Origin of the sequence: Pseudomonas hygromyciniae (genome assembly GCF_016925675.1) — a bacterium.
GTDB classification, from domain to species: domain Bacteria; phylum Pseudomonadota; class Gammaproteobacteria; order Pseudomonadales; family Pseudomonadaceae; genus Aquipseudomonas; species Aquipseudomonas hygromyciniae.
Genome location: NZ_CP070506.1, coordinates 4,426,948 through 4,449,122 on the forward strand (window position 1 = coordinate 4,426,948; position 22,175 = coordinate 4,449,122).

General features: G+C 58.9%; 18 protein-coding genes and 4 pseudogenes. 15 read left to right on the plus strand and 7 right to left on the minus strand.

Going from position 1 to position 22,175, the window contains the following annotated elements; translation table 11 throughout:
• Window positions 1-30: 30 nt before the first annotated feature.
• Both aotJ and acs read right to left on the minus strand, forming a co-directional pair.
• Complete coding sequence (gene aotJ / locus JTY93_RS19735; RefSeq protein ID WP_169887925.1) at window positions 31-816, minus strand: L-arginine-binding protein AotJ; 786 nt, start codon at window positions 814-816, stop codon at window positions 31-33.
• A 626-nt stretch (window positions 817-1,442) separates the two neighbouring features.
• Window positions 1,443-3,398 (minus strand): acetate--CoA ligase, encoded by a 1,956-nt coding sequence (acs, locus tag JTY93_RS19740; protein ID WP_029294430.1) that lies wholly within the window; start codon window positions 3,396-3,398, stop codon window positions 1,443-1,445.
• A gap of 393 nt (window positions 3,399-3,791) precedes the next feature.
• Here acs and JTY93_RS19745 point away from each other — a divergent pair, with 393 nt between their 5' ends.
• The 6 genes and pseudogenes from JTY93_RS19745 to JTY93_RS19770 all read left to right on the plus strand — a co-directional run bounded on the left by JTY93_RS19745 (window position 3,792) and on the right by JTY93_RS19770 (window position 8,284).
• Window positions 3,792-4,061, plus strand: coding sequence for a DUF2790 domain-containing protein (locus tag JTY93_RS19745; protein WP_092237663.1), 270 nt, complete (start codon window positions 3,792-3,794; stop codon window positions 4,059-4,061).
• 496 nt (window positions 4,062-4,557) lie between these two features.
• Window positions 4,558-5,808: a ribonucleotide-diphosphate reductase subunit beta gene (locus JTY93_RS19750; RefSeq protein WP_205518901.1), complete on the plus strand. Its 1,251-nt coding sequence runs from the start codon at window positions 4,558-4,560 to the stop codon at window positions 5,806-5,808.
• Window positions 5,809-5,896: 88 nt separating this feature from the next.
• Window positions 5,897-6,031 (plus strand): annotated as a pseudogene (locus JTY93_RS19755) (HNH endonuclease); the annotation flags it as partial.
• A 31-nt stretch (window positions 6,032-6,062) separates the two neighbouring features.
• Window positions 6,063-6,716, plus strand: coding sequence for an HAD-IB family hydrolase (locus JTY93_RS19760; protein WP_169999488.1), 654 nt, complete (start codon window positions 6,063-6,065; stop codon window positions 6,714-6,716).
• A 118-nt stretch (window positions 6,717-6,834) separates the two neighbouring features.
• Window positions 6,835-7,785 (plus strand): hypothetical protein, encoded by a 951-nt coding sequence (locus tag JTY93_RS19765; protein WP_205479984.1) that lies wholly within the window; start codon window positions 6,835-6,837, stop codon window positions 7,783-7,785.
• Window positions 7,786-7,909: 124 nt separating this feature from the next.
• A complete protein-coding gene (locus JTY93_RS19770) occupies window positions 7,910-8,284 on the plus strand; it encodes a helix-turn-helix domain-containing protein (RefSeq protein ID WP_205479982.1) in 375 nt (124 codons plus the stop codon).
• Window positions 8,285-8,306: 22 nt separating this feature from the next.
• On the opposite strand, the gene JTY93_RS19775 is transcribed toward JTY93_RS19770, so the two are convergent.
• Window positions 8,307-8,945: an amidase family protein gene (locus JTY93_RS19775; RefSeq protein ID WP_205479980.1), complete on the minus strand. Its 639-nt coding sequence runs from the start codon at window positions 8,943-8,945 to the stop codon at window positions 8,307-8,309.
• A 231-nt stretch (window positions 8,946-9,176) separates the two neighbouring features.
• Window positions 9,177-10,232 (minus strand): MBL fold metallo-hydrolase, encoded by a 1,056-nt coding sequence (locus JTY93_RS19780; protein ID WP_205479978.1) that lies wholly within the window; start codon window positions 10,230-10,232, stop codon window positions 9,177-9,179.
• A 131-nt stretch (window positions 10,233-10,363) separates the two neighbouring features.
• Here JTY93_RS19780 and JTY93_RS19785 point away from each other — a divergent pair, with 131 nt between their 5' ends.
• The 4 genes and pseudogenes from JTY93_RS19785 to JTY93_RS30040 all read left to right on the plus strand — a co-directional run.
• On the plus strand, window positions 10,364-10,987 hold the full coding sequence (locus JTY93_RS19785; protein ID WP_205479976.1) for a TetR/AcrR family transcriptional regulator: 624 nt from the start codon (window positions 10,364-10,366) through the stop codon (window positions 10,985-10,987).
• Window positions 10,988-11,180: 193 nt separating this feature from the next.
• Window positions 11,181-12,239, plus strand: coding sequence for a diguanylate cyclase (locus tag JTY93_RS19790; RefSeq protein WP_205479974.1), 1,059 nt, complete (start codon window positions 11,181-11,183; stop codon window positions 12,237-12,239).
• Window positions 12,240-12,402: 163 nt separating this feature from the next.
• Window positions 12,403-13,170 (plus strand): annotated as a pseudogene (locus JTY93_RS30035) (PAS domain-containing protein); the annotation flags it as partial.
• A 114-nt stretch (window positions 13,171-13,284) separates the two neighbouring features.
• Window positions 13,285-13,722: pseudogene (locus tag JTY93_RS30040) on the plus strand (methyl-accepting chemotaxis protein); the annotation flags it as partial.
• 54 nt (window positions 13,723-13,776) lie between these two features.
• On the opposite strand, the gene JTY93_RS19800 reads toward JTY93_RS30040, so the two are convergent.
• On the minus strand, window positions 13,777-14,100 hold the full coding sequence (locus JTY93_RS19800) for a DUF2025 family protein (protein ID WP_076962912.1): 324 nt from the start codon (window positions 14,098-14,100) through the stop codon (window positions 13,777-13,779).
• Window positions 14,101-14,344: 244 nt separating this feature from the next.
• Here JTY93_RS19800 and JTY93_RS19805 point away from each other — a divergent pair, with 244 nt between their 5' ends.
• Window positions 14,345-15,472, plus strand: a complete 1,128-nt coding sequence (locus JTY93_RS19805) for a glycerophosphodiester phosphodiesterase (RefSeq protein WP_205479964.1) — start codon at window positions 14,345-14,347, stop codon at window positions 15,470-15,472.
• On the plus strand, window positions 15,473-16,150 hold the full coding sequence (locus JTY93_RS19810; RefSeq protein WP_205479962.1) for a helix-turn-helix domain-containing protein: 678 nt from the start codon (window positions 15,473-15,475) through the stop codon (window positions 16,148-16,150).
• Between the two features lie 57 nt (window positions 16,151-16,207).
• On the opposite strand, the gene JTY93_RS19815 is transcribed toward JTY93_RS19810, so the two are convergent.
• Complete coding sequence (locus tag JTY93_RS19815) at window positions 16,208-17,089, minus strand: sterol desaturase family protein (protein WP_205479960.1); 882 nt, start codon at window positions 17,087-17,089, stop codon at window positions 16,208-16,210.
• Between the two features lie 151 nt (window positions 17,090-17,240).
• Between JTY93_RS19815 and JTY93_RS19820 the strand changes: the two genes are divergently transcribed.
• Entirely contained in the window at window positions 17,241-17,546 is a 306-nt protein-coding gene (locus JTY93_RS19820; protein WP_205479958.1) for a PepSY domain-containing protein, read from the plus strand.
• 217 nt (window positions 17,547-17,763) lie between these two features.
• Here JTY93_RS19820 and JTY93_RS30045 read toward each other — a convergent pair.
• Window positions 17,764-18,915: pseudogene (locus tag JTY93_RS30045) on the minus strand (integrase core domain-containing protein).
• Between the two features lie 225 nt (window positions 18,916-19,140).
• On the opposite strand from JTY93_RS30045, the gene JTY93_RS19830 reads away from it, so the two are divergent.
• On the plus strand, window positions 19,141-20,163 hold the full coding sequence (locus JTY93_RS19830; RefSeq protein WP_205480872.1) for a transporter: 1,023 nt from the start codon (window positions 19,141-19,143) through the stop codon (window positions 20,161-20,163).
• Between the two features lie 230 nt (window positions 20,164-20,393).
• A complete protein-coding gene (locus tag JTY93_RS19835; protein ID WP_205480875.1) occupies window positions 20,394-22,010 on the plus strand; it encodes an inorganic phosphate transporter in 1,617 nt (538 codons plus the stop codon).
• The last annotated feature ends 165 nt before the right edge of the window (window positions 22,011-22,175 follow it).

Consider the following 22,175-nt stretch of genomic DNA (forward strand, 5'->3'; position numbering starts at 1 on the left):
GCGCCATTCTGGACAGACAACTGCGAAGGTTTACTTGGCGTCAGCGCCGTAAATATCGAAGTTGAAATACTTTTTCTCGATTTCTTTGTACTTGCCATTGGCGCGGATCGCGGCGATGGCCGCATTGATGCGGTCCAGGTTGGCCTTGTCGCCTTTACGGACCGCGATACCGATGCCATCACCGAAGTATTTGGCGTCGGTGAACGCAGGACCTACGAACGCATAGCCTTTGCCTGAGTCGGTCTTCAGGAAACCGTCTTCGAGCAAGGTCGCATCAGCCACGGTGCCATCAAGGCGACCGGCAGCCACGTCCAGGTAGATCTCGTTCTGGGTGCTGTAAGGAACGATGGTCGCACCTTTAGGCGCCAGGACTTCCTTGGCGAAACGGTCATGGATCGAACCGCGCTGTACGCCGATCTTCTTGCCTTTGAGCTCATCCAGGCTGTCGCTGACGGTTACGCTGTCCTTCATCACCAGGCGGGCTGGGGTCAGGTAGTAACGGTTGGTGAAGTCCACGGACTTCTTGCGGTCGTCAGTGATGGACATGGACGACAGGATCGCGTCGATCTTGCGCACTTTCAGCGCAGGGATCAGGCCGTCGAATTCTTGCTCGACCCAGGTGCACTTGACCTTCATCTCTTCGCACAGGGCGTTGCCGATGTCGTAGTCGAAACCGACGATGCTGCCATCCGGCGCCTTCGAGGCAAACGGAGGGTAGGCTGCTTCGATACCAATTTTCAGCGGTTTCTCTTCAGCGAAGGCCTGCATGGACAGCACGGACAGCGCCAGGGCGCCCAACAGCACGAGTTTCTTCATCTTGGGACTCCATCGGTATAGGACAAAAACAGCAGTATGAGCCATAGCCCACGATGCGACTGAGTGAAACCGAATAGCGGTGCTGCGTCCTACACCAGTTGAACACGGCGACGACGAGCGGGTGATCGGCATTCTAACGACAGGCCGGAAGCCGATATTTCCTCAATGCGACAACAATTTACAGAAGCACCGAGAAAGCGACCCCAACACATTGACAGCCTCTGATTTTTATGCAGAGACAAAAGATATAAAACCTATTAACGCTGCAAATTGCGGGCCTATTATTCGCAAACCCTTCTATTCCGGCAAGTGTAGCGTTTGATCTTATTTTGCCGGGCGTCTAAATCGGGCGTTTTCGCCGCACTGATGTAGCACTTTGCCCCATGTTTGGGCACAAGGTTACACATTTGCACTGCTGGGTAACATTCGGAAACGCCCTACGAGATAAACCGATATTTATTGGCTTGGTGCAGGGAACGGTCTGTCAGCCACCCCACCCCATTTGAAACTGACCCACCGCTATCGCAGGCAAGCCAGCTCCCACATCGACCCTATTTCATATTCAAATTCCCACAAAAAAGCCCCACCCGGCCTACGCCGAATGGGGCTTGGTCCCATAAACCCGCTTACGCGACGTTCATGGTCTTGTGGGTATCAATCAAATGCTGCACCACGCTTGGATCGGCCAGGGTGGAGATATCCCCCAGCCCGTCATACTCGGCCGTGGCAATCTTGCGCAGGATACGGCGCATGATTTTCCCCGAACGGGTCTTCGGCAAACCAGGTGCCCACTGGATCACGTCCGGCGACGCAATCGGGCCGATCTCCTTGCGCACCCAGTTCTTCAGCTCCAGGCGCAGGGCTTCGGTCGGCTCCTCACCGTTTTTCAGGGTGACATACACATAGATGCCCTGGCCCTTGATGTCGTGCGGTACGCCGACCACGGCGGCTTCGGTGACTTTCGGGTGGGCAACCATGGCGCTTTCAATTTCGGCGGTACCCATGCGGTGCCCGGAAACGTTGAGCACGTCATCCACGCGACCCGTGATCCACCAGTAGCCATCTTCATCGCGACGGGCGCCGTCGCCGGTGAAGTACATGCCACGGAAGGTCTTGAAGTAGGTGTCGACGAAACGGTCATGGTCGCCATAGAGCGTACGCGCCTGGCCCGGCCACGAATCGAGGATCACCAGGTTGCCTTCGGCGGCGCCCTCGATGATGTTGCCCAGGTTGTCCACCAACGCTGGCACCACGCCAAAGAATGGACGTGCCGCCGAACCCGGCTTGAGCGCGTGAGCGCCCGGCAATGGGCTCATCAGGGTCGCACCGGTTTCGGTCTGCCACCAGGTATCGACAATCGGGCAACGGGATTGGCCGACGTTCTTGTAGTACCAGTCCCATGCTTCCGGGTTGATCGGCTCACCCACCGAACCCAACAGGCGCAGGCTGCTGCCATCGGTGCCTTCGCAGGCGGCGGTGCCAGAAGCCATCATCGCGCGGATCGCGGTCGGCGCGGTGTAGAGGATATTGACCTTGTGCTTGTCGACGATCTTGCCCACCCGGGTAATGTCCGGGTAGTTCGGCACGCCTTCGAACAGCAAGGTGGTCGCGCCATTGGCCAGCGGGCCGTAGACAATATAGGTATGGCCAGTGACCCAGCCGACGTCGGCGGTGCACCAGTAGACTTCGCCCGGACGGTAGTCGAACACGCGCTCGTGGGTCAGGGCCGCGTACAACAGGTAGCCGCCGGTGGTGTGCTGCACGCCCTTCGGCTTGCCGGTGGAGCCGGAGGTGTAAAGGATGAACAGCGCTTCTTCGGCGCCCATCTCTTTTGGCGCGCAGACGGTGCCCGCCACTTTCATCAGGTCTTCGTACCAGATGTCGCGATGCTGGTTCCACTTGATCTGGCCATTGGTGCGCTTGCACACGATGACTTTCTGGATGCTGCTGGTTTCCGGGTTGGTCAGGGCGTCGTCGACATTGGCCTTGAGCGGCACCTTCTTGCCAGCACGAATGCCCTCGTCGGCGGTGATCACCACTTTGGACTTGCAGTCGATGATTCGGCCGGCCAGGGCCTCAGGGGAGAAGCCGCCAAACACTACCGAGTGGATCGCACCGATGCGGGTGCAGGCCAGCATGGCGACCACGGCTTCGGGGATCATTGGCATATAGATGGTCACCACGTCGCCGCGGTGCACATCCTGGCCACGCAGGGCGTTGGCGAATTTGCAGACCTGTTCATGCAGTTCGCGGTAGGTGATGGTGCGGCTCTCGGAAGGGTCGTCGCCCTCCCAGATAATCGCTGCCTGGTCGCCACGCTCGGCGAGGTGACGGTCCAGGCAGTTGTAGGAAACGTTGAGGGTGCCGTCAGCGAACCATTTGATATCGACATGGTGATCGTCGAACGAGGTCTGCTTGACCGTGGTGAAAGGCTTGATCCAGTCAAGACGCTTGGCTTGCTCGCGCCAGAAGCCGTCGGGGTTGACCACCGACTGCTGGTACATGGCCTTGTAGGTCGCCTCGTCGGTCAGCGTGTTGGCTGCTACTTCGGGGCGAACGGGGTACAGGGAAGCCGCACTCATCTTTCTTACCTCGGTGACAATAGTTGTTGTTGTATGCCCCTGTTTTAGCCGGGGTAGGCCTATAGAACCATTCGACGATGGTAGTAACAAGCCCCTACAAATTACCCTGATATCCCCTTGCAGCGCTCTGGCCCGGCGCCTGCAGCGCATTTTGCAACACGGAAAAAAACCTCTGTCGTGGATTGTTACGAAAACCACCAATAGTGTTTATCAAAAGCACGGGTATATGAATGCAACCCAGGCGCCTAAAATCAGCCTCGCCAACAAGGCACCGTGATTAACCAAGTTGCAGCCCCCACGAAGGCACGTTAATCCGAACTCACTACTCAAGTTACACACGTGGCCTCACAAGGGCCCCGTGACCCCCTTCGACTGTAAAAAGGTAAATTGGAAATGAAAGCTTTATTAGTTATGGCCCTTGCCAGCCTGTGCGCCACCGCCGCCCTGGCCGACGAGATCCCGACTGACGTAGCCAGCCAGAGCACCGCCGTTGTTGAGGAATACACCTACTCCACTGACCTGGATATTGCCAAGGTGGTATCCATGAGTTCCATTCCGAATGTCTGCGAAGTTGTTCCAGCGCGCATGGAATATGAAGATCACCAAGGCCAGCGTCATATCCTTAATTACAAAGTCATGGGCAATGGTTGTTCTAACGGATAATTACTTAGTTAGTTAAAACCTATCCTGACAATGTTCGCCGCAAGGAATTGTCCTTGCGGCAAAGAATCACCCGCAAAATCCTCGCCTTGCCCCCTGCTCCAAAAATACCTCACCGCCCGTCAAAAAAATCCTACCCCGGCAAACCCTTGTAAACCCGTACCCCGGCCGGAAATACCCTCATTTTGGCCCTCGGCTGAGGCTATCCGCCGCAACACAAAGCCAAATTTTTCCCTATAATGCGCGGGTAAATCGGGCCTGCAATATCCCTTTACACGGGGTAACGAGCCAGACCTGAGGCCCCGCAGGAGTACGACACAGTCGCTCCGCCCCTCAGACCTCATGCAGAGTACCCGTAGCCCTATTCCGTTTAATGCCTGCGCGAGCTGTTGCAACAAACGATTCCTTAAAGATCCACCGCGGCCCTTGGGCCGTGTGAACACCCAACCATCCGGTTTCACACGGGCACCATTGGCCCTCACGCAGGAGACGACACGTCATGCTGAGCTGGGACGAATTCGACAAAGAAGAAGAAGGCGAAGTAGCCACTAAAGGCGCCAACGCCGGCCACGCCACCGAAGCCAACATGGACCGCCTCGACGGTGCCGGCGCTGCCGCTGCCATCGAAGCCCGCGCCGTGACCGCCAATGACTCCGCCGCCATCGTGCGGGCCAAGGCCGCCCTGGACAAACTCGACATCGCCGAAGGCCTGGCCGAGCTTGAAGGTGCTTCCGCCCGTGTCGCCGTTGACGAAAAGCGCATGATCAACTGCCGCGCCGACCTCAACCAACTCGTGCCCTTCAAGTACGACTGGGCCTGGCAGAAATACCTCGACGGCTGCGCCAACCACTGGATGCCGCAAGAGGTCAACATGACCGCCGACATCGCCCTGTGGAAAAACCCCGAAGGCCTGACCGACGACGAACGTCGCATCGTCATGCGCAACCTGGGCTTCTTCTCCACCGCCGACTCCCTGGTCGCCAACAACCTGGTCCTGGCGGTGTACCGCCTGATCACCAACCCGGAGTGCCGCCAGTACATCCTGCGCCAGGCCTTCGAGGAGGCGATCCACACCCACGCCTACCAGTACTGCATCGAATCGCTGGCCATGGATGAAGGCGAGATCTTCAACATGTACCACGAGATCCCATCGGTCGCTAAAAAAGCCGCCTGGGGCCTGAAATACACCCGCTCGATTTCCGATCCGAAGTTCGAAACCGGCACCGTCGACACCGACAAGGAACTGCTGCGCAACCTGGTCGCCTACTACTGCGTGCTGGAAGGTATCTTCTTCTATTGCGGCTTCACCCAGATCCTGTCCATGGGCCGTCGCAACAAAATGACCGGCGTGGCCGAGCAGTTCCAGTACATCCTGCGCGATGAGTCGATGCACCTGAACTTCGGCATCGACGTAATCAACCAGATCAAAATCGAAAACCCACACCTGTGGGATGCCGAAATGAAGGAAGAAGCGACCCAGATGATCCTGCAAGGGACCCAACTGGAGATCGAATACGCACGCGACACCATGCCGCGCGGCGTGCTGGGCATGAACGCGGCGATGATGGAGGACTACCTCAAGTTCATCGCCAACCGTCGCCTGTCGCAGATCGGTTTGAAGGAAGAATACCCAGGGACGACTAACCCGTTCCCGTGGATGAGCGAGATCATGGACTTGAAAAAAGAGAAGAACTTCTTCGAGACCCGCGTGATCGAGTATCAGACTGGCGGGGCGTTGAGCTGGGATTGATCGGCGCATAGTCGCGACATGAAAAAGCCCTGGGGTCGCACCCAGGGCTTTTTTTATGAGGGCCGGTCAAAGCGCATCAACAGTGGGCGGTTTGCCATTTCTTGAAGTACATCACCTCAAGCACCTGGCCCGGAAGGGTTCGGATCCCATCTCCAATGCTGTAGCCTTGTACCCCAATTGCCATCAGCGATGGCCGCAACGTATGCATTCAAAAAAACAGTAGACAGGACCGAGGCCACCCCGTGAACCCAGACATGCTAGAAGCCGGCCCCGTGGGCGCCAAGGTACTCTCAGTGTTCGACTTCGACGGCACTCTGACCCGCCACGACAGTTTTGTACCGTTCCTCAAGTTTGCTTTCGGCAAGCAGGAATTCAACCGCCGGATGCTCAAGCTGGCATTGCCTGGCTTGCGCTTTTTGTTGCGCCAGATGAGCCGGGATGAGCTCAAGGCCCAGTTGATTCGCACCTTTATGACCGGCGTGGACAAGGCTTGGGTCCAGCAGAAAGCCGAGGAGTACTGCAAGGCCTCCTGGAACAAGCTGATGCGCCCTGCCGGCCTGCAGTCGGTGGCCGATGAGATTGGCTCCGGCGCCGAGGTGACGCTGTGCTCGGCGTCGCCGGCAATCGTGTTGCAGCCTTTTGCTGATCGACTGGGGATCAAACTGATCGGCACCGAGCTCGAGGTGGTCGATGGGGTGTTGAGTGGACGCCTGACGGGCAACAACTGCCGCTGTGAGAACAAGGTGCTGCGCCTTGAGGCGATTTATGGCGACTTGGCTGATTATCGGCTCAGGGCCTGGGGCGACACGCGCGGGGATCGCGAGTTGCTGGCGGCGGCGCAGGATGCCCATTGGCGGCATTTTCATTCGGCCAAGCGCCGTGGCAAGCCGAAGCTGAAAGCCCGGTAATAGTAGGCGCTCTCTTGTAGGGGTAAGCAGGCTCCTACACAGTGGAGTGCCGATGGATGTTTGAAGTACCTCCGCGATCCCGCTATTAATAGCGCACCTTCCCACGGATCCGCCTGCGATGAAATTCGACACCGCCTATTGCCTGAGCCTGGACGAAAAGCTGTCGATCTATGACGTGCGCGACCTGAATTTCGACGAAACCGCCGCCTTCGATTCCGACAAGGACAGCTTCCTGTGCCCCGACGACAACTGCCGTGCGGCGTTTGCGCCGGGCAATGTGCTGGGTACGTTCAATGGGAAGAACGTCAATTACCTGCGCACCCCGCATTTCAAGAACCTGCCCAGTACCCGACATATCGACGGCTGCCGCTATGCCAGTCGCAAGGTCTTGGCAGGAGAAACCGAGGATGGGCGCGAGGAGAACTTCCCATCGGAGTTTGTGCTGACTCGGCGTCAGTACGAACGCAACACAGCCATCCAAGGCGCCACAGACGTTATCCCGCAGGCGCCGGCGAAAGAACCTTCGATAACCTCCAATGCTTCCCATAGTGCCAGCGAAACGACACCGGACAAGACCAGCGTCTTCGCACACCCAGTCGAATGCTACGTGTCCAACATTGACGACAGGGACAAGCTCAAGGGCATGCCGTTGAAGATCGGTGAGCAGACCGCGACCTATTGGGCGTTTTTCAAGAAGATCGAATACCTGCAAGACAACAAAGGCTTGATCTATTGGGGCCGGATCAAGGCGATCAAGGACTACACCAGCAGCTTTCGCATCGACTTCGAAAAGAAGGTGTGGCTGGACAAGAAGCCCTACTCCGTCAACGTGTACCTGAACAAGAAGCTGATCGAGAACTACCGCAAGCGCAAGGCGTTCCTGGAGCAGATCAAGGCCGCCGTAGACAGTGAGCACCCGTTGTATTGCTTTTTTTATGGCGTGACGCCGGAGTTGAAACAGGTGCCGAGCAAGAAAAACCCCGAGCAGACATTCGGGGTATTCAGTGCCGATATCCAGAACCTGGACCACCTGCTGATCCGCGAAGCGCCGGGGCTGGAGGAGAAATGACCTGAAGCGCCCGCCAAACACGGGTCGGCCATTCGGCAAGTGATCCAGTTGATGAACGGTCAAAACAACTGTACAAAAACACAGTATAGTTTGTCCTCCCCCGTCGACATCCTGGAGAAACCCCATGTCCTCTCTGGCAGTGAGCACCACCGTAGATCAGCAAATCGTCCTTCAGCAGTTCACCCCACGGCACAGTGTGCAGGCACGCGCTCTACTGGGCTGGAGCCGGGAAGACCTGGCCCGCCACGCCGGGGTGGGGGTGGACGCCATACAGCGTTTTGAAAGCCATCATGAGGTGGATGACGCCATCCGCATCGCCCTGGCGTTTCGCCTGGAGCACGAAGGCCTGGTGTTTTTCCCGGGGTTCGCGCCGGGGTGGGGTATGAGTGGACGCCGCTCCCAAGCGCCACAGGCTGATGCCGAACCGGGTCGCCGTAGCCTTATCGCACGGCTGCTGGGCGTGACATCGTCGAACACGCCTCACCCCAACGGCGCATAAGCCCACTGGCCACTCAGCAGGTTCACCTCTCGGGCATGTCGGCGCGGGCCTGCATCGCCTGTTGATAGGCCCTTATCAAGGCCGACAGTGATTCCCGTGCCCAGCGGGCACCGTAGAACCAGAGCACGACCTTGGTGCCATGGAGATCGTCATTGAATATCTGGCATACACCCGGGTACCCGGTTTTGCAGTAGCCGTGGAAAGCTGGGCTTTGGCCGTCGGAGACCAGCGCGTCAAGGCGATACTCGCTCACTCGCTGATCGATCTCGTTATTGGAGGCCAGGGTGAAATGTGCAGTGGAGTCCGGTAGCAGCGCCAACACTGGCACCACTTCAGCGCCGGCGGCCTTCAACACTTTCAAGGCCTGGAGAAATCCATTGGAGTGCTCCACCACTTCACGTACATCGTTGTGCAGGTATTCGTCGGCAAAACCAATACGCCAATCGGCCAGGGCAGGAGCGGATTTCGTGGCGCTGTTATCCATGACGGGTGGGACTTCGACCATGACCGGCCCCACGGGATCCAGGCCGCTTAGGGCAATGAGGGATAACGACGGATCACGCACGGCCTTCATCATCGGCCCCGGGATATCGAACCTGGGCCCCTGGGCAGCAGACGCTGTAGCAGGCTGGTACTCAATACCACCGCGAGAAGCTGGCACATGCTCCATCGACCCAGCCGGTGCACAGGACATTGTAGTAAAGGCGTTGAGCGCCGAAGGTAGCTCCACGGAACATGGAGTACCTGGCGACAACGTGGTCCTACATTTTTCCTCCATCAACCCCACTCCCAGGAAATAATTTTCCCGGGATCATCGCATCCTTTTCCAGTCAGATCTCAAGGCGGAAACACCTTGAAAAGCCCTTCTACCGACAGGACGTTACAAGCACCTTCAACTCACCAGCGGTTCAGCCACCTGGGCCTCGACATCCAGCCACCAGGCGTGTCCGCGCTCAGGTGCAGCCAGCATGAAAGCCTGACCCATGGCTGGCGTGGTAATCGACACACTACGCTCCCAAGCGAGGGCCATGATGCGGTCGAACGGCTCATGCCAGGCATGGAATGCCAGATCAAAGGTGCCGTTGTGGATCGGCAGCAACCAACGCCCCTTGAGATCGATATGGGCCTGCAAGGTTTGTTCGGGCTGCATATGCACATGGGGCCAATCGACGTTGTAGGCACCCGTCTCCATCAGCGTCAGGTCAAATGGCCCGTACTGCTCGCCAATGCGCTTGAAGCCATCGAAATAGCCGGTGTCGCCGCTGAAAAAGATGTGCCGGGCGCCATCGATCATCACCCATGACGCCCACAGCGTCTGGTTGCCATCAAACAGGCCACGCCCGGAAAAGTGCTGGGCTGGGGTGGCGACAAAACGGATGCCATCCACTTCAGTGCCCTGCCACCAATCCAGCTGCCGCACCTTATCAGGCGCTACCCCCCACTTGATCAAGGTGTCACCGACGCCCAGCGGTGCGAGAAAATAGCGGGTCTTAGCGGCCAATTGCACGACGGCCTGGCGGTCCAGGTGGTCGTAATGGTTGTGCGACAGAATCACCGCCTCAATCGGCGGCAGATCGTCAAGGCTTATAGGCGGCTGGTGAAAGCGCTTGGGCCCCGCCCAACTGAAAGGCGAAGCACGCTCGGCGAACACCGGATCGGTCAGCCAGAACTTGCCGCGCATTTTCAGCAGTACAGTGGAGTGCCCCAGGCGGTAGACACTGTGATCCGGGGCGCTGAGCAGTTGTTCGCACGTCAGGCGCTGTACCGGAATCTCCCCTACTGGCCGCGTACTGCGAGGCTTGTGAAAAAGCATTTTCCAAAAAATCTGCAGGGTCTTGCCAAAGCCTGCGCGGTTGACCGGCGCATGATTGTTGAATTGACCTAGCTGCTGCTCGGATGGCTTGAGCGCTGCCGAGGTGGTGTCGAGACGGTTAGAGATCGTGGCCATTACAGAGTGACTCCAGTACGTTCTGCTGATGCAGATCAACAACTACACTGCACAGTGTAGTTTCAAGATTGCAACAAAACCCGGACCAAGTAAACTACCGAGTGTAATTTTCCTCCCAGAGCCGAACCCCCATGACTGCACCTCAACGCCTCACCGACCGTAAACGCGAAGCCATCTTGGCAGCGGCCATTGCCGAGTTTCGCGAAAACGGCTTCGAGGTCACCAGCATGGACAAGATCGCCGCCACCGCCGGCGTATCCAAGCGTACGGTGTACAACCACTTCCCCAGCAAAGAGGAGTTGTTCACCGAGATCCTGAATAAGCTGTGGGCCAGCAGCGTGGCGCAACTGGATGTCAGCTACTGCAGCCAACAACCCCTGCGCGACCAGTTGCGGGTATTGCTGGAAGCGAAGATGAAAATGATGTCGGACGCCAACTTCCTCGACCTGGCCCGAGTGGCGATTGCCGCGACCATCCATTGCCCGGAACGCGCACAGGACATCGTCAATCGCCTGAGCGCGCGCGAACAGGGGTTCACTCTCTGGGTGCGTGCAGCCCAGGAAGACGGGCGACTCAAGCCCGTCGACCCGGGCTTTGCCGCCCATCAGGTGCAAAGCATGCTCAAGGCGTTCGCCTTCTGGCCGCAAATCACCCTCGGCCAGCCCACCCTGGACGCGGCCACCCAGGCCAACGTGATCGAATCGGCGATGGATCTGTTCCTGGCCGGCTATGAGATTGCTCCCCGCCCCCGATAAGCCCCATGTCGCAATACGACGATGCAGGTCGTTTTTGCTGCAATCCCTCTGGTTCTCCACGCAAATGGCTTGGAAGGACACTGATTATTCCTACGTAAATAACTGACAATATTCGCCTGTCATCTGGCGTAAATGACCTTTTCATAACGTACGCCTTCGCCACTTAAAAAAAGAAAAACTGACGCAGGGATCTATGGAAAACCTTCGAGGCAAAGGGCTGTCGTTTGCCCGGCGCATTTATCGGCCGCGCATTATCGGGCTGGGCATTGGCAGCATTTGCGTGCTGGCCGCCCTTTACCCGTTGGCCATGCCCGGATGGATCTGGGCGTTGTGGCTGCTCAACGCATTTATCTGGCCGCACCTGGCGTACCAGCTATCGAGCCATTCGGCATTTCCCTACCAGGCCGAGCGCCGCAACCTGCTCTATGACTCACTGTCCGGCGGTTTCTGGGCCGCTGCCACGCAATTCACACCACTGACCGCAGTGACCATCCTCGCGATGATGACCATGCACAACGTCGCGGCGGGCGGCAAGCGGTTGATGGTCCAGGGCATGCTCGCGCAACTGGTGGGCGTGGCACTCGCCTGGCTGATATTCGGCCCTTCATTCAACCCCAACGTCGGCCTGATCCAGGTGTATGCCTGCCTGCCAATGTTGATCCTCTATCCCGTCGCCATCGGCATGGCCAGTTATCGTTTGGCCATCAAGCTTTCGGAACACAAGCGTGCCCTGAGCGCCTTGAGCCGTACCGATAGCCTCACCGGCCTGCTCAATCACGGCTCCTGGAAAGACCTGCTGCAACTGAAGTTCCACAAGTGTCAGCAGCAACAATCCGAGGCCACCATTGCGCTGATCGATATAGACCACTTCAAGCAGATCAACGACGCCTATGGCCACATCGTCGGTGACCGCGTGCTGCGACAACTGAGCAAGGAATTGCAGCGCAACGTGCGGGAAAATGACCTGACTGGCCGATATGGCGGCGACGAATTCTGCGTGATCCTCCCAGACGTCCCGCTGGAACAGGCCAGCTATGTAATGGAGCGCCTGCGGGAAATGTTCAGCCGCTACCGCGACCCGCAAGCTCCGGAACTGCGGGTCAGCCTGAGCATTGGCCTGGCGGCGTACCAAGCGCAATTCACCCAGGCACATATGTGGCTCAATGCAGCGGACAAGGCGCTGTACGCAGCCAAGGGCACTGGACGCAATCGGGTGACGGTCGCTGAATCACTGGTCGCCCGTTCCGCCTGAATAGAACTTCCCCCGGGGCACATGACTCAGAGCTCTTACCTGTACTGTCTGCCGGTAGAAAGGAAGCCGGCAATGAGCACGTCCGCCGTGGGCCTGGGGCTACACGGTGGGCAAGCGCAACCATGGATACATCCTTGCACTGTGCATCACTGAGCCCGCGACCATGCTATTTACTGCCCATAAAAAGACCATCACCACCCTGCAAGAAACGGTCAGCCAACAAGCCGGCCTGCTGGATGCCATCGAGCGCTCCATGGCCGTGATCGAGTTCGATCTGCAAGGCAACGTACTGCGCGCCAATGACAACTTCCTCAAAACCATGGGCTACCGCGCGGATCAAGTCGTCGGCCAACCCCATCGCCTGTTCTGCACCCAGGCGTTTGCCCGCAGTGCCGATTACGGCCAATTATGGACGCAACTGCGCAATGGCCAGTTCCAGTCGGGCACCTTCGAGCGGGTCGCTGCCGATGGCCATTCGGTGTGGCTGGAGGCCAGCTACAACCCGGTGCGCGACCAGGCCGGCCGAGTGGTGAAAATCGTCAAGTATGCCCTGGACGTTAGCGCCAGGATGCAGGCCGAAAGCGAAGCCAATGCCAAGCTCGAGGCGATTGACCGGGCCATGGCGGTGATCGAGTTCAACCTCGACGGCAGCATCATTACCGCCAACCAGAACTTCCTCCAGCGCCTGGGTTACAGCCTGGCGCAGATCCAGGGCAAGCATCATCGCCTGTTCTGCAAACCGGAGCTGGCCAACAGCCAGGAATACAGCGACTTCTGGCACCGGCTGAACCAGGGTGAGTTGTTCAGCGGCCAGTTCGAGCGCATCACCCACGCCGGCCAGACGCTGTGGCTGGAAGCCAACTACAACCCGGTGTACGACGCCAGCGGCCGCTTGTGCAAGATTGTGAAGTTCGCGTCCGACGTCACCGCCATGGTGGAAAAACACGCCGAAGACGCCCAAAGCGCCACCCAGGCCTATCACATCTCCCTGCAGACCCGGGAGATCGCCGAAAAAGGCGCCGAGGTGATTCAGCAGACCGCCAGCGGTATCCATGACATTGCCGCCGACATTGAAAGCTCATCCAGTCTGATCGCCAAGTTGGGCGAGCGCTCGCAGCAGATCACCACCATCGTCAACACCATTCGCGCGATCGCCGATCAGACCAACTTACTGGCCTTGAATGCCGCCATTGAAGCCGCACGCGCAGGTGACCAGGGCCGCGGGTTTGCGGTGGTCGCCGATGAAGTCAGGCAACTGGCCGCCCGCACCAGCGGCTCCACGGCGGAGATTTCGAGCATGATCGAGATGATCCAGAGCGAAACCCGCCAAGCCATCGACAGCATGGACAACACCCGCGAGCGCGCCGCCCAAGGCGTGGACCTGGCCAACCAGGCCGGCACGGTAATCCTGCAGATCCGCGAAGGCACCAGTGATGCCGTGCGGGCGGTGAGTATGTTTGCCAATGACCGGGTGGGGTTGTAGGCACCGGGGCGTTCTTACTGGCGCCATCGCTGGCAAGTCAGCTCCCACAAGGGGTCAACCGACCAGGCTGCGCACTGCACTGATCTGGGGGATCTCCACCCGACGCATGTACACACGCAGTGGTTCAGTGATGTTGATCCGGTCATCGATGTTCTGGTCCAGCAGCAGTTGGATGTGCTCGCGGGACAGGGTCATGGCCTGGTCGGCTGCGGGCTGCCAGACGAACTCGCTGGTGGGGATGATGCCGTCGTCGGCGACGTCCATGCCGAACGAGTCTTCGCTGAAACGTACGATGTACTGGCCGGTCTTGCGGTTCAGGCCGACAAAGCCGTTGAGTTGGTCGGCGGCCTGGCAGATGAGTTCTGAAGTGATGCGCATGCTAAACCTCACTGAAAAATCCCACAGGGGAAGTGAACGATGGTTTACACGCGAGGCAGGTAAATAACGCAATGAACTTCCCTCTGGCGGGGAAGCTGGGGCCAAGAGTACTGCAAAGCACGGCACAAAAGCGCAGAAAAATAGCGCATGCGCACGTTAATGTCGGTTTGGTGATGGCGCGATTTGCAGGCAATTGTTAAAAAGGAACCCTTCTTGAAGCTACCTCCACGAAAGGACCTCGCACATGCCTGCTACGTTTACCAAGAGTGCCCTGCTGCTCGCCCTGATGATGGGCCTTGGCCACGCACAGGCTGCAAGCCCCATCAGCCCGGCTGAAATGGCGACCAAGGAGGGCATTCCCCACCCTGCCGTAATCGCCCACCGAGGTGCGTCCTTCGATGCCCCGGAGTCCACCGCCGCCGCCTACAAGGTTGCCCGCGACCTGGGTGCCGACTACCTGGAGCTGGATCTGCAACGCAGCAAGGACGGCGTACTGTTCGCCTTGCATGATAACAATCTGCAACGCACCACCGACGTGGCCACCAAGTTCCCTGAGCGCAAGGACAGCCCGGCCAATGAGTTCACCTGGAAAGAACTGCAAACCCTGGATGCCGGCAGTTGGTTCAACGCCGCCTACCCGGATCGTGCACGCCCAGGCTTTGTCGGTTTGAAAATCCTCAGCCTGGACGACATCATCAAGATCGCCGAAGGCAACCCCCAGCACAAACCCGGCCTGTACATCGAAACCAAAGAGCCCAAGCAGTTCCCGGGGATCGAAGCCGATCTGAAAGACAAGCTGCTGGATAAGGGTTGGCTCAGTTCCGTGGGTTCCAAGCTGGGCAAGAGCAACATGGGCGTCGGCCAGGGCAAGGGCCGTGTGGTATTGCAGACCTTCGAGACCGCCAGCCTCAAGGAACTGCAGAAAGAAATGCCCAACACCCCGAAAATCCTGCTGTTGTGGGTGGGTGAAGGCAGCATCGAGCCCAAGTCCAAGGTGACCTTCGCCGAATCCGGCGAACCGACCAAAGCGGCCTACTATGCCAAGCAGGAACCCAAGGACGCTGCCGAGTTCGAGAAGTGGGTCGATGAAGCCAAGAGCCTCGGTGCGATTGGCACCGGCCCGTCCGCACAGCTGACGAACCTCGGCGACCAGAGCTATTCGGACCTGGTCAAGCCCGAGATGAACCAACTGACCCACGACAAAGGCCTGCTGGTGCACGTCTATACCGTCGATGAACCGGTGGATTTCGAGAAGGTCATGAGCGCCGGGGTCGATGGCATCTTCACCAACCGCGCCGCCGAACTGCTGAAGTTCTACAAGCGCTGGCCGTCGTCCAGCGTGCAAGACCTGCTGCAGGACAACGGTTACTGAGTGAACGAATGGTCAGGGCAACTGTGGCTGGGCCGTGACTACGGCCTGATCCTCGGTGAGACGGGGCGCACCGCGCCCCACGGTCATTACGCCCATCAATTTATCCTGTGCTCGGACAGCCCCATCACCGTCAGCCTTGATGGGCACCTGCAAACGGCCTATCGCCTGTTCATCCCCTCTCGCCAGCCCCACGCCATCGTCCACGCCCCCGGCACTGTGTTGATGGCTTATGTGGAACCCGGGGCATTCGACCTCGATTCGTTGCAAAAAGCCCTGGAGACGGCCGAGTTCTCCCCCGAACGCCTTGAGCAGTCTTTGCGACAACTTCCACGTCGCCAGGCTGACGATGAGCGGGTGCAGCGCGCATTGCACACCCTTGATCAACAGTTGAACGGCAAGGTCTCGGCGCAAGCATTGGCCGAGGCGGCGCACCTGTCCTTGAGCCAGTTGGAACGCCTGTTCGTCAGCCAGCTCGGCGTGCCGGTGCGGCGCCTGGTGATGTGGCGACGCTTGCGCCTGGCCCTGGACCTGGCCCTGAACGGCCACACGTTGACGCAAGCAGCCCACGGCGCGGGGTTTGCCGACTCGGCGCATTTTTCCCGGACCATGAAGCAACTGTTTGGCGTGACCGCCGGGGCGTCGTTGCGCCATCTTCAGGTACACCTCCTCCCCCTGTAGGAGCGAGCTTGCTCGCGAAGAACTCGAGAGCACCGCATCAAACCAGACAGCTCGCGCCTACATTTGGAGAGCGCTTGGGACAGGCGGTTCTTTACTCAACTGGGTCGGCGTAAAGGGGTCACGCAGTTGCCCAAGATAATCCACCGGGAAATCCGGACGGCTACCAATCCCCAGGTCGCCCTCGCCCATTCGATAGTCCTCGGTGTAAAACGCAGTCCCCAACAGCCAGTCCCACAGGTTGAAAAACAAACCGAAATTCACATCCCCCGCGCGCCCGTACTTCATGTGGTGAAAGCGATGCACCGGCGCCCAGGCAAACACCCAGCGCAGCGGCCCCAGGCGCATATCGACATTGGAATGCTGCAACAGCAGTTGCACGGCAATGGCCAACGCCAGCAACATCGCCACCTCCACTGGAATGCCTAACAGGATCAGCGGCAGCAAACCCGCCGTGGCCTCGAGCATCTGGTGCAAGGGATGCTTCATCAGGCCATTGAACCCATAGAGCCGCTGCACGCTGTGGTGCACCGCGTGCAAACGCCAGAGTGCGGCGATGCGGTGACTGGCGTAATGCATCAGCGTGATGCCCGCATCGGCAATCACGATTGCCAGCAGCAATTGCGCCCACAGCGACCAGGCCCGGGGCCAGGCGCCCTCGATCGCCAGCCATGCCGTGAGCAGCGGCAATGCCAGCAGCCCCAGGGCATTCAGGCTTTCATTGACCAATGCATGGAGGACATCCCGGCGGCGGTCGCCCATTGGGCGGTTCCACTGTGGCTCGTAGGGCAAGCACAGCTCGGCAATGAACGACACGCCGATGGCCAGCGCAAACACCGCCAGCAACCACTGCGATGCCCCAATTGCGACCAACCAAAGCCCCCCACCAATAAATCCCGCCCAGAACACGGGTGCATACAGCCAAGCCAGTATCTGTTTCATGTGTGCCTCCTGAAGTTGAGACACCAGCATGAAATCTCCCGGCGCGGGGCGATTGAACAAACAACGCAAACTTCCTACACAATTAAGGGTGAATTAAGTTGCGCGGGGTAATCTGATCCCACTTAAACAGCTCACCCCAAAGGACTCCACCATGAAAAATCTGACCGCTCTGTTTGCCGCTGCCGCCCTGACCCTGACTGCTGGCCTGGCCCAGGCCGATGTTCGCCCGGACCAGATTCCAAGCCTGCTGCAATCGGGTGCCGTGAAGCCGTTTGAACAACTGAATGCCGCCGCCCTGGCCAAACACGTCGGCGCGACCATCAACGACACTGAGCTGGACAACGAAGCCGGGCGCCTGGTCTACGAAGTCGACCTGACCGACACCACTGGCAAGAAATGGGATGTGAAGCTCGACGCCAAGACCGGCGAAGTGCTGGAAAACAAGCAAGACACTTAATTTACCCCGGCAACACAACGCGCCGCCTTCGGGCGGCGCAGTTGTGAAAGGACTCCCGTGGCGAGGGGGCTCGTCCCCCGCTGGGCTGCGCAGCAGCCCTAAAACCTGCACCCTCGGTTTACCTGACACCCATCGGTGGTGCTAATGGGGCTGCTGCGCAGCCCAGCGGGGGTGTAGAACCGTAGACATCCTTTACATCTGAAACCGGGGACATCGTTTACACATTTGAAGCTTGGATGCGGCTCTTGCCGCGTCCAAGTCTGCCTAAGGGATAGTCACATAGGTACAGATCCCAAACATCCTCTTCAGCCTCTTTAAGCCCTATCCGTTCTCCAGATAAAGCCTCGCTGACAAATATCAGCTTGTTCTTCCACAAGATAGAGCCGTCCTGTCTGACACTTCGAACCTGCATGTCTGCCGGATATTCCACGGCGGGTAAGCATCCGGGGGTAAGGCCGAGTAGATGGCACATACAACTCTCCCGGACGTTTCATGCCGAGCGCTTCGTGTGGTCGTATATAATTGAATTCATTCCTGAAATGCTCCAGCAACAGCTGTTGCTCAAGCAAGTCGCGTCCTAAAGGCAACTCGAATTTCAAGCTGCGGTGCATTCGCTCGTGGCGACCGTTCTGCGCGGGTCTTCCAGGCATGATTCGCTCGGGGGTAGATGCCCAGACGGATCCACCAAACCGCCAATGTAGACATTCTTGCCAGACCAGGAGAGGCAAATGGAACACCGTTGTCAGAACGAATGACTTGCGGCATGCCGTATTCCTGAAAAAAGCCTCTCAAATGCCTGTTTTACAGGCTGTGTCATGATCTTGGGGTGGGCCCTGCACGCCAGAATCAGGCGCGATGCGTGGTCAGTCACGGTCAAAGGAAAGCACATCTGCCCGTTAAGCATCTTGAACTGCCCTTTGTAGTCAGCACACCACGTCTTGTTGGGCTCGTTGGCTTCTCGCATTGGGGCGTGGGAAGTGCCGTGTCGACGCTTGAAGCGCCGTTTGCTGACCAATCCAAGCCGATCAAGCCATTGCCCTGCCGTGCTGGGGGCAGGCCAGGTGATGGTTGGATCCTCGATTCGCAATAGCTCGAGAAGCTTCTTCGGCCCCCATTTATCGTGGGCTTCCTTCATGGCCACCACGCGGGCCAAGATCTCATCGTCGGTTTTGTTTGGACTGTTATGAGGTCGTCGGGAGAGCTCGGACAACGACTTCAAATCGCCGTCATGCCGGGCAATCCATTTATCGACGGTAGGCCGACTCACATTGAATCGGTGTGCCAACTGGGTTTTCGTGTAGTTGCCAGAAAGCCAGTCAGCGACCAGTTTGATTCGTTGGTTCATGGGGGACTCTTGGTTCCAGGGCATGATCAGATACCTCCTGACCATGCGTATTAACCTGTAAACCATGTCCCCGGTTAGAAATGTAAACGATGTCCCCGGTTTGTACCGGGACGAGCCCCCTCGCCACAACACGCTAATTCACCACAACACGCGGCCTTGCCACAGGCTGCTGGTGACTGACACAAAACTGTCAAATCCCCTTGCAATGATTGTGCGACGCGCACCTGTCGCCTTCCTCTGCGAGCCACCATGAACCACAGCATCGATCACGGCCATCAGGATTCGGACCTGTTTGGCCTGCTTTACGGTTTCCGTTTCCGGCCCGGCGAGAAGGCCGAACAGATCGACTCGGCGACCGTGCTCAAGGCCTTGCAAGCCCCGGCCGATCCCGAGCAATTTTTGTGGCTGCACCTGAACCTGGCACACGCGGCCTGCCAGCGCTGGATGCAGGCGCACCTGGAGCTGCCGCCAGAGTTCTTCGAGGCGCTGCACGAAGGCTCGCGCTCGACCCGTATCGAGCATGTGGACTCAGCCTTGCTGGCGGTGGTCAACGACGTGGTGTTCAACTTCAGCAGCATGATGTCATCGGACATTTCCACCTTATGGGTCTGCGCCCGCAGCCGCCTGCTGATCAGTGCGCGCCTGCAACCCCTGCACTCGGTGGACAAGCTGCGCTCATCGGTAAAGGCCGGCGAACACTTCCGTTCCCCTCTGGAGTTGCTGGTGCATCTGCTGCGTGACCAGGGTGAGGTGCTGACACAGATCGTGCGCAAGACCAGCCAGAGCGTGGACCAGATCGAAGACCAGTTGCTGTCCTCACGCCTGTCCACCAACCGCGCCGAACTGGGGGCCATGCGCCGCGTGCTGGTGCGCCTGCAACGCCTGTTGGCGCTGGAGCCGGGCTCGCTGCTGCGCCTGCTCAACCGCCCGCCGCAGTGGCTGCAAAAGGAAGACGTGAAGGAGCTGCGCAAATCCACCGAAGAGTTTGCCCTGATCATCGACGACCTCACGGCCCTGGGCGAACGGATCAAGTTGTTGCAGGAAGAAATCGCCGCCAACCTCAACGAACAAAGCAACCGCACGCTGTTTACCCTGACGGTGGTGACGGTACTGGCACTGCCGATCAATATCATCGCCGGCTTCTTTGGCATGAACGTCGGTGGCGTGCCGCTCTCCCAGGACCCCGAAGGGTTCTGGATCCTGGTGGCGTTGGTGGCGACATTCACCTTGATTGCCGGCCGATGGGCATTTCGCAAGCGCCAGGATTACTAAGCCCGAAATGCGATCAACCTGTGAAAGCGGGCTTGTGTGGGAGCAGGCTTGCCCGCGATAGCAGTGCTCCAGGTTAGATACAAACCCTCGCCCCGCCGCGCCCACATGAGTTCCGAGTTTTTTTTGGACCAGCGGCGGGCTGACTGCACCAAACACTGATTTGACGCAGCACCTCCGTAACATTCTGCAACGATCATGGGCGACATCCTCCCAACACTGGATGCACCGGCATGGCCACCCCTTCCCTGACTGCCTCCCACCAGGCAGCCGCCACTGACGCAAAACCGCAACTGGACAGCAAACCCAGCCTGCTCACGGTGATCATGTTCTTTTCCGTACTCGCCATGGGCCTGTTGTTCACCGCCTACAGCCTGATGCACGACATGCACGAACTGGGCACGGTGGTCACCACCTGGACCCCGTTCCTGCTGCTGGGCGTGGCGTTGCTGATTGCCTTGGGGTTCGAGTTCGTCAACGGTTTCCATGACACCGCCAACGCCGTAGCCACGGTGATTTACACCAACTCGCTGCCGCCGCAATTCGCCGTGGTCTGGTCGGGGTTCTTCAACTTCCTCGGGGTCCTGCTGTCCAGTGGTGCGGTGGCCTTTGCCATCATCGCCTTGCTGCCGGTGGAGTTGATCCTGCAGGTTGGCTCTTCCGCGGGTTTTGCGATGATCTTCGCCCTGCTCATCGCGGCGATCCTGTGGAATCTGGGCACCTGGTGGCTGGGCCTGCCGGCGTCGTCTTCCCATACGCTGATCGGGTCGATCATCGGTGTTGGCGTGGCCAATGCCCTGATGCATGGCCGTGACGGCACCAGCGGCGTGGACTGGGCGCAGGCGATCAAGATCGGCTATGCACTGCTGCTGTCACCACTGATCGGTTTCGGCTTTGCCGCCCTGCTGTTGCTGGCACTGCGGGGCTTTGTGAAAAACCGCTCGCTGTACAAGGCGCCCAAGGGCAACACCCCGCCGCCGTGGTGGATTCGCGGCATGCTGATCGTGACCTGCACCGGCGTATCCTTTGCCCACGGCTCCAACGATGGCCAGAAAGGCATGGGCCTGATCATGTTGATCCTGGTGGGCACCCTGCCCATGGCCTACGCCCTGAACCGCACCATGCCGGCCGATCAATCCCTGCAATTTGCCGCCGTGGCAGAAGTCACCCAGCAAGCCCTGGTCAAGAGCGCGCCGCAAGCAGCCCCGGCCGATCCGCGACCGACGCTGTCGACCTATGTGCGCACCAAGGACGTCACGCCCGAGTTGATCCCTGCCCTCGCCGCCCTGACCGGGCATATCGGCGAACAAGTGAAAGGCTACGGCTCCCTGGCCAAGGTGCCCGCCGAGGCCATGGGCAACGTGCGTAACGACATGTACCTGACCAGCGAAACCATTCGCCTGATGGACAAGGGCAAGGTCGGCAACTTCGATGCCGACACCCAGGGCAAGCTGCAACTGTTCAAGCAACAGATCGACAACGCGACGCGCTTTATCCCACTGTGGGTGAAGATCGCCGTGGCCATCGCCCTGGGCCTGGGCACCATGGTCGGCTGGAAGCGCATTGTGGTGACCGTCGGCGAGAAAATCGGCAAGACCCACCTGACCTACGCCCAGGGCGCCTCGGCAGAAACCGTGGCCATGCTGACCATTGGCGCTGCCGACATGTTCGGCTTGCCGGTCTCCACCACCCATGTGCTGTCCTCGGGCGTGGCCGGGACCATGGTCGCCAATGGTGGTGGCTTGCAGATGAAGACCATCCGCAACTTGCTGATGGCCTGGGTGCTGACGTTGCCGGCGGCGATTGTGTTGTCGGGTAGCTTGTACTGGTTGTTCACCCAACTCTTCTGACCCTGCCCGCCCCCCAAACTCTGTAGGAGCTGAGATCCTGGCTGAGAGGGCTGTTGTGGTGAGCGGGCTTGTCGGAACGTTGTGTAGATACCGATGCAGCGATGAGGCCCGATAAATCAACGCAAGGCTTAGGTGCGTCATCGCCGGCAAGTCGGTTCCTACAGG

Coding starts and splice junctions, on each gene's coding strand:
- aotJ (WP_169887925.1), bottom strand. CDS start 816: ATGAAGAAACTCGTGCTGTTGGGCGCCCTGGCGCTGTCCGTGCTGTCC.
- acs (WP_029294430.1), bottom strand. CDS start 3,398: ATGAGTGCGGCTTCCCTGTACCCCGTTCGCCCCGAAGTAGCAGCCAAC.
- JTY93_RS19745 (WP_092237663.1), top strand. CDS start 3,792: ATGAAAGCTTTATTAGTTATGGCCCTTGCCAGCCTGTGCGCCACCGCC.
- JTY93_RS19750 (WP_205518901.1), top strand. CDS start 4,558: ATGCTGAGCTGGGACGAATTCGACAAAGAAGAAGAAGGCGAAGTAGCC.
- JTY93_RS19760 (WP_169999488.1), top strand. CDS start 6,063: ATGCTAGAAGCCGGCCCCGTGGGCGCCAAGGTACTCTCAGTGTTCGAC.
- JTY93_RS19765 (WP_205479984.1), top strand. CDS start 6,835: ATGAAATTCGACACCGCCTATTGCCTGAGCCTGGACGAAAAGCTGTCG.
- JTY93_RS19770 (WP_205479982.1), top strand. CDS start 7,910: ATGTCCTCTCTGGCAGTGAGCACCACCGTAGATCAGCAAATCGTCCTT.
- JTY93_RS19780 (WP_205479978.1), bottom strand. CDS start 10,232: ATGGCCACGATCTCTAACCGTCTCGACACCACCTCGGCAGCGCTCAAG.
- JTY93_RS19785 (WP_205479976.1), top strand. CDS start 10,364: ATGACTGCACCTCAACGCCTCACCGACCGTAAACGCGAAGCCATCTTG.
- JTY93_RS19790 (WP_205479974.1), top strand. CDS start 11,181: ATGGAAAACCTTCGAGGCAAAGGGCTGTCGTTTGCCCGGCGCATTTAT.
- JTY93_RS19800 (WP_076962912.1), bottom strand. CDS start 14,100: ATGCGCATCACTTCAGAACTCATCTGCCAGGCCGCCGACCAACTCAAC.
- JTY93_RS19805 (WP_205479964.1), top strand. CDS start 14,345: ATGCCTGCTACGTTTACCAAGAGTGCCCTGCTGCTCGCCCTGATGATG.
- JTY93_RS19815 (WP_205479960.1), bottom strand. CDS start 17,089: ATGAAACAGATACTGGCTTGGCTGTATGCACCCGTGTTCTGGGCGGGA.
- JTY93_RS19820 (WP_205479958.1), top strand. CDS start 17,241: ATGAAAAATCTGACCGCTCTGTTTGCCGCTGCCGCCCTGACCCTGACT.
- JTY93_RS19830 (WP_205480872.1), top strand. CDS start 19,141: ATGAACCACAGCATCGATCACGGCCATCAGGATTCGGACCTGTTTGGC.
- JTY93_RS19835 (WP_205480875.1), top strand. CDS start 20,394: ATGGCCACCCCTTCCCTGACTGCCTCCCACCAGGCAGCCGCCACTGAC.